Genomic DNA, 5,882 nt, shown 5'->3' with positions numbered 1-5,882 from the left:
CATCCTAAAATTATTGCTGCTGTTACTGAACAATTAACTAAATTTACCCATACGGCGTATCAAGTTGTGCCGTATGAAATTTATGTGTCATTGGCTGAGCGTATCAATGCACGTGCGCCGATTGCAGGTGATGCAAAAACAACATTCTTCTCTACAGGTGCTGAAGCTGTAGAAAATGCAGTAAAAATTGCGCGTTCACATACGGGTCGTCACGGTATTGTGACTTTTGGTAATGGCTTCCACGGTCGCTCATTTATGACCATGGCAATGACAGGTAAAACTGCACCGTACAAGCGTGATTTTGGTGTTATGCCAGCAGGTGTTTTCCATGCACGCTATCCAGTAGAGTCAAAAGGCATTACTGTAGATGATGCAATTCAAAGCATTGAAGACATTTTTGCAGAAGATATTGCAGCACATGATGTTGCTGCGATTGTGCTTGAACCAGTTCAAGGTGAAGGTGGTTTCAATGTTGTTCCAGCAGAATTCTTAAAGCGTTTACGTGCTTTGTGTGACCAACATGGTATTTTGATTATTGCAGATGAAGTACAGTCAGGTTTTGCGCGTACTGGTAAATTGTTTGCGATGGACTACTATGAGACTAAAGCAGATTTAATCACAATGGCGAAAAGCCTTGGTGGTGGCTTCCCAATCTCTGGCGTAGTAGGCCGTGCTGAAGTGATGGACGCACCAAACCCAGGTGGTTTAGGTGGTACTTATGCAGGTAACCCTGTCGCAGTTGCTTCTGCACATGCGGTACTTGACGTAATTGAAGAAGAAGGTCTTTGCGAACGTGCAAATGTATTGGGTGCAGAGTTGGTTGAAGTTCTAAACGAACTCAAACAATCTTCTTCTATTGTTCAAGATATTCGTGCTTTAGGCTCAATGGTTGCTGTTGAATTGGAAACTGCTGATCAAGCTAAAGCGATTCAAAACTATGCAATGCAAAATGGCTTGCTTATTTTGACCTGTGGTCGTTATGGTAATGTGATTCGTTTCTTATATCCTTTAACGATTCCTGCAGAGCAATTCCGTGCTGGCTTAAACATTTTAAAACAAGGTTTTGCACTTTCTGCTGCAGCATAATTGAAGAGTAATGACTATGCTTCAAGCGCAATATAAAGATTTATTACAGCATCCAGATATTCGTTTTGATATGCCTGAAAATGGCGGTTACATCGAAGTGAAAGATGCAGCAACACATGACACGTTGGCATGGGTGAAATCCCATGACCGCGCGTCAGTTGAACAAGCGATTGCGCGTTCGCAAGTGGCGCAAACCGCGTGGAAAGCACAAACTGCGCTACAACGTGCTGATGTGCTTTGGGCTTGGTTTGACTTGATGCAGGAAAATAAAGAGTCATTGGCTCAGATTTTGACTGCTGAACAAGGTAAACCTTTGGCTGAAGCACGTGGTGAAATTGGCTATGCGGCTTCATTTATTCGCTGGTTTGCAGAGCAAGCTCGTCGTATAGATGGTGATGTTTTAGCACCAACACTACCAAATCAGCGTTTGTTGGTCATCAAACAAGCCATTGGCGTTACTGCTGCAATTACACCGTGGAACTTCCCTGCGGCAATGATCACACGTAAGGCAGCACCTGCAATTGCAGCGGGTTGTTCAATGCTTGTGAAACCAGCAGAGCAAACACCTTTGACAGCTTATGCTTTAGAGGTATTGGCACTGCGCGCGGGTTTACCACAAGATGTGTTATTGCATATCAGTGGTGACGCGATTGAAGTCGGTAAAACATTGTGTGAAAGCGATACGGTGAAGAAGTTAAGCTTCACGGGTTCAACGCAAGTTGGCCGTATCTTAATGCAGCAATGTGCACCAACCATCAAAAAACTGTCTTTAGAGTTAGGCGGTAATGCACCTGTGCTAGTGTTTGACGATGCTAATCTTGAGCAAGCAGTACAAGGCATTATGGCCAGTAAGTTCCGTAATAGCGGACAGACCTGTGTTTGTGCCAATCGTATCTATGTGCAAGACGGTATTTATGATGCATTGGTTGAAAAGTTGACAGTTGCTGTTGCGAATTTAAAAGTCGGTGATGGTCGTATCGAGACTTCAACCCAAGGGCCTTTGATTGATGAAGCAGCGATTGAAAAAGTTCAGTCACATATTGCAGATGCCATCAGTAAAGGGGCACAGGTTAAAACCGGTGGTCAACGTTCAAGCTTAGGTGGTACTTTCTTTGAACCGACACTTTTAACAGAAGTGACACAAGAGATGAAAGTCTCGAAAGAAGAAACCTTTGGCCCATTGGCACCGCTGTTCCGTTTTAAAACGGAAGAAGAAGCGATTCAAATGGCGAATGACACAGAATTTGGTCTGGCAACCTACCTATTTACCCAAAATACAGCACGTCAGTGGCGTGTTGGTGAGGCGCTTGAGTACGGTATGGTGGGCATCAACACGGGTGCGATTTCAAATGAAGTGGCTCCATTTGGTGGTGTGAAGCAGTCTGGCTTAGGGCGTGAAGGCTCTAAATTCGGTATCGACGAATATCTCGAAATGAAATATTTGTGCGTGGATATCTCTGTTTAAGTACGTCTAGCAACCATCAGTTAAAAAATCAGCCTTGCCCATTCAAGGCTGATTTTTTTTTATGGGTGTATATTAGGGAAGAGTCGATTTATTTTAAAATAGTACCTAGTGAAGCAACTTAAAAAGCCAAATTAATAAAGTTCACTACACCTTTATATAACGTGTCTTCTTTTCTTTAATCGGTCCAAACATATAAGTGACTTTAAACTTTATAGGTAGACAGTAAAATACTGGTTTCAGTATTGTAAATTCCTGAAATATTTCGGATTCGTTCTAAAATTCGATCAAAATTTTCCAAGCTATCAGACTTCAATTCGACCAATAAATCCCACTTGCCATTGGTACTATGCAAGGTATGCACAGCAGGGTCGATTCTGAGCTCTTTGACCACTGAACTGGTCTTGGTGCCTTCGACCATAATATTCATCCAAGCACGGATACTATTCTTCTCAGTCCCTGGTTTAATCCGCACCGTATAGCCTGTGATCACGCCACTGGTTTCCAAATGTTCAATCCGCTTTTGTACCGTATTTCGCGAGATACGGAGCTTGTTCGCAATCTCGGTAATCGAGATACGGGCATTGTCTTGCAGTAAGCCGAGGATTTGACTGTCCGTATCGTTCATTTTGATTTTTCCTGTTATCAATTTGATGAAATTTATTTCATTTTAATCAAATTTACAACTTTTTGGGCGCAATTTGATTTTTCATACTATGCGTATTGAGAAGCACTCTAGTGAGCGTTACATCGAGCTGAGGCGATGTGTTCTATAGGAGGTGTCTCATATCTATTTAATGGATTTGATTCAGCAAATTTTAAAGGGAAATATCATGTCTTTGTCATATGAAATGGACAATAGTGGCGCTTGGCAGACCTATCTTGCACAGATTAACCGTGTTGCGCCATATCTGGAAGACGACTTAATTCCATTCATCAACACTTTAAAGCGTCCAAAGCGCGCTTTGATTGTTGATGTGCCAATTGTGATGGACGATGGTTCAATTCAGCACTTCGAAGGCTATCGTGTACAGCACAATTTGTCACGTGGACCCGGTAAAGGCGGTATTCGTTACCATCCAGATGTTGAACTCAACGAAGTCATGGCACTCTCAGCGTGGATGACAATTAAAACTGCGGTTTTAAACTTACCGTATGGCGGTGCTAAAGGTGGTATCCGTGTAGACCCTCGCAAGTTGTCTCCACGAGAACTTGAACGTCTGACTCGTCGTTTTACCAGCGAAATTAGCCCAATCATCGGCCCACAAACCGATATTCCTGCTCCAGATGTAGGCACCAATGCAGACATTATGGGTTGGATGATGGACACCTATTCAAGCATTAAAGGTCATACCGTAACAGGTGTAGTAACAGGTAAGCCTGTGCACTTAGGTGGCTCTTTAGGTCGTGTCCGTGCAACAGGCCGTGGTGTGTTTGTGACAGGTTTAGAAGTGGCTAAGAAAATCAATCTTGCACTTGAAGGTAGCCGTGTAGCGATCCAAGGTTTCGGTAACGTGGGTAGTGAAGCTGCATACTTATTCTACAAAGCCAATGCGAAAGTGGTGTGTGTACAAGACCACACAGGTACGATCTTTAACGCAGAAGGCATGAATGTTAAGCAGTTACAGGACTATGTTGCGATTCATAAAGGTGTAGCTGGTTTCCCTGATGCCACTTTAATTGAAGACGAAGCATTCTGGACAGTGGACATGGATATTTTAATTCCTGCTGCTTTAGAAGGTCAGATTACCGCTGAACGTGCGCAACACTTAACTGCAAAATTGGTCTTGGAAGGTGCGAACGGTCCAACCTATCCAGATGCAGAAGACATTCTGTTAGAACGTCAAATCACGATTGTACCTGACGTACTGTGTAACGCAGGCGGTGTAACTGTGAGTTACTTCGAGTGGGTTCAAGACATGGCGAGCTACTTCTGGACAGAAGAAGAAATTAACCAACGTTTAGACAAACTTATGGTGTCAGCAGTTGAAGATGTTTGGTTCACTTCGAGCGAAAAGCAGTGCAGCCTTCGTACAGCGGCATACATCTTGGCATGCCAACGTATCTTAAAAGCACGTAAAGAACGAGGAATTTTCCCAGGTTAAGGGGGAGTTTCGTGCCCTTCGGGGCACATTCAAGACAGAACAACATCAGATTTATTAAGGAAGAACAAACCATGAACCAGAATAGTCAACCTACTCGCCAAGATTTTAATCAGTATATGGTGCCAGTTTTTGCACCCGCTCAGTTTATTCCTGTGCGTGGCGAAGGTTCTCGTTTGTGGGATCAGCAAGGTAAAGAATATATTGATTTTGCAGGTGGTATTGCGGTCAATGCACTTGGGCATGCTCACCCTGTGGCGGTTAATGCTTTGGTCGAGCAAGGTCAAAAGCTCTGGCACATTGGCAATGGTTATACCAACGAACCCGTACTGGCACTTGCAAAACAATTGGTCGATAACACCTTTGCAGACAAAGTGTTCTTCTGTAACTCTGGTGCAGAAGCCAATGAAGCGGCTTTGAAACTTGCGCGCAAAGTGGGCCTACTTTCAGGCTCGGCGCGCAAAAATAAAATTATTGCATTCAAAAATGCTTTCCACGGTCGTACTTTATTTACGGTTACGGCTGGTGGTCAACCGAAATATTCACAAGACTTTGCACCGCTTCCAGAAGGTATCCAGCACTTACCATTCAATGACTTAGATGCAGTACGTGAAGCAATTGATGCAGACACTTGTGCAGTGATTGTTGAACCAATTCAAGGTGAAGGTGGTGTAATTACCGCAAATCCTGAATTCTTAAAAGGCTTACGTGAACTGTGTGACCAGCATGGTGCTGTACTGATTTTTGATGAAGTGCAAACAGGTGTGGGTCGTACAGGTGCTCTATATGCCTATATGAACACTGATGTGACTCCAGACATTTTAACCACAGCCAAAGCACTCGGCGGTGGTTTCCCAATTGGTGCGATGATCACGACTGACAAATATGCCAACATGTTTGTGGTGGGTGACCATGGTACGACTTATGGCGGTAACCCATTGGCATCTGCCGTAGCCAATGCGGTATTTGGTTTGATCAATACCCCAGAAGTGTTGAATGGTGTACGTACACGTGCGCAAATTTTTGCCGACGGTTTAAACCAGTTAAATGCACGCTATGGCTTATTTGAAGAAGTTCGTGGTCAAGGTTTATTAATCGGCTGTGTACTGAAAGCTGAATATGCAGGCAAAGCTAAAGACATCGTGACTTTGGCGGGCGAAGAAGGCTTATTGGCACTGGTTGCAGGTCCAAATGTTGTTCGTTTTACACCATCATTAATTATTCCAGAAGCA

The 5,882-nt window shown here is 43.6% G+C and carries 5 protein-coding genes; 4 read left to right on the top strand and 1 reads right to left on the bottom strand.

The annotated features are described in order from the left end of the window. Both B4F08_RS12345 and B4F08_RS12340 read left to right on the top strand, forming a co-directional pair. A partial coding sequence (locus B4F08_RS12345; RefSeq protein WP_291374512.1) for an aminotransferase class III-fold pyridoxal phosphate-dependent enzyme occupies window positions 1-1,086 on the top strand: 1,086 nt, incomplete at its 5' end. Window positions 1,087-1,102: 16 nt separating this feature from the next. Further along, window positions 1,103-2,551, top strand: coding sequence for an NAD-dependent succinate-semialdehyde dehydrogenase (locus B4F08_RS12340; RefSeq protein ID WP_119063800.1), 1,449 nt, complete (start codon window positions 1,103-1,105; stop codon window positions 2,549-2,551). A gap of 202 nt (window positions 2,552-2,753) precedes the next feature. On the opposite strand, the gene B4F08_RS12335 is transcribed toward B4F08_RS12340, so the two are convergent. Beyond that, window positions 2,754-3,176, bottom strand: a complete 423-nt coding sequence (locus B4F08_RS12335; RefSeq protein ID WP_291374510.1) for an Lrp/AsnC family transcriptional regulator — start codon at window positions 3,174-3,176, stop codon at window positions 2,754-2,756. A 202-nt stretch (window positions 3,177-3,378) separates the two neighbouring features. On the opposite strand from B4F08_RS12335, the gene B4F08_RS12330 reads away from it, so the two are divergent. Both B4F08_RS12330 and B4F08_RS12325 read left to right on the top strand, forming a co-directional pair. Beyond that, the gene (locus tag B4F08_RS12330; protein WP_171248480.1) at window positions 3,379-4,653 is read left to right on the top strand and encodes a Glu/Leu/Phe/Val family dehydrogenase; all 1,275 of its coding nucleotides are present in this window, start codon (window positions 3,379-3,381) and stop codon (window positions 4,651-4,653) included. A 71-nt stretch (window positions 4,654-4,724) separates the two neighbouring features. Next, window positions 4,725-5,882: bifunctional succinylornithine transaminase/acetylornithine transaminase (locus B4F08_RS12325; protein ID WP_291374508.1), on the top strand; the 1,158-nt coding region annotated here is incomplete at its 3' end.

The organism is Acinetobacter sp. UBA6720, from assembly GCF_002454215.1.
In the GTDB taxonomy this organism is placed as follows: domain Bacteria; phylum Pseudomonadota; class Gammaproteobacteria; order Pseudomonadales; family Moraxellaceae; genus Acinetobacter.
The sequence above is the reverse complement of the archived record's forward strand: the minus strand, read 5'-3'. Positions and strand labels throughout refer to the sequence as shown.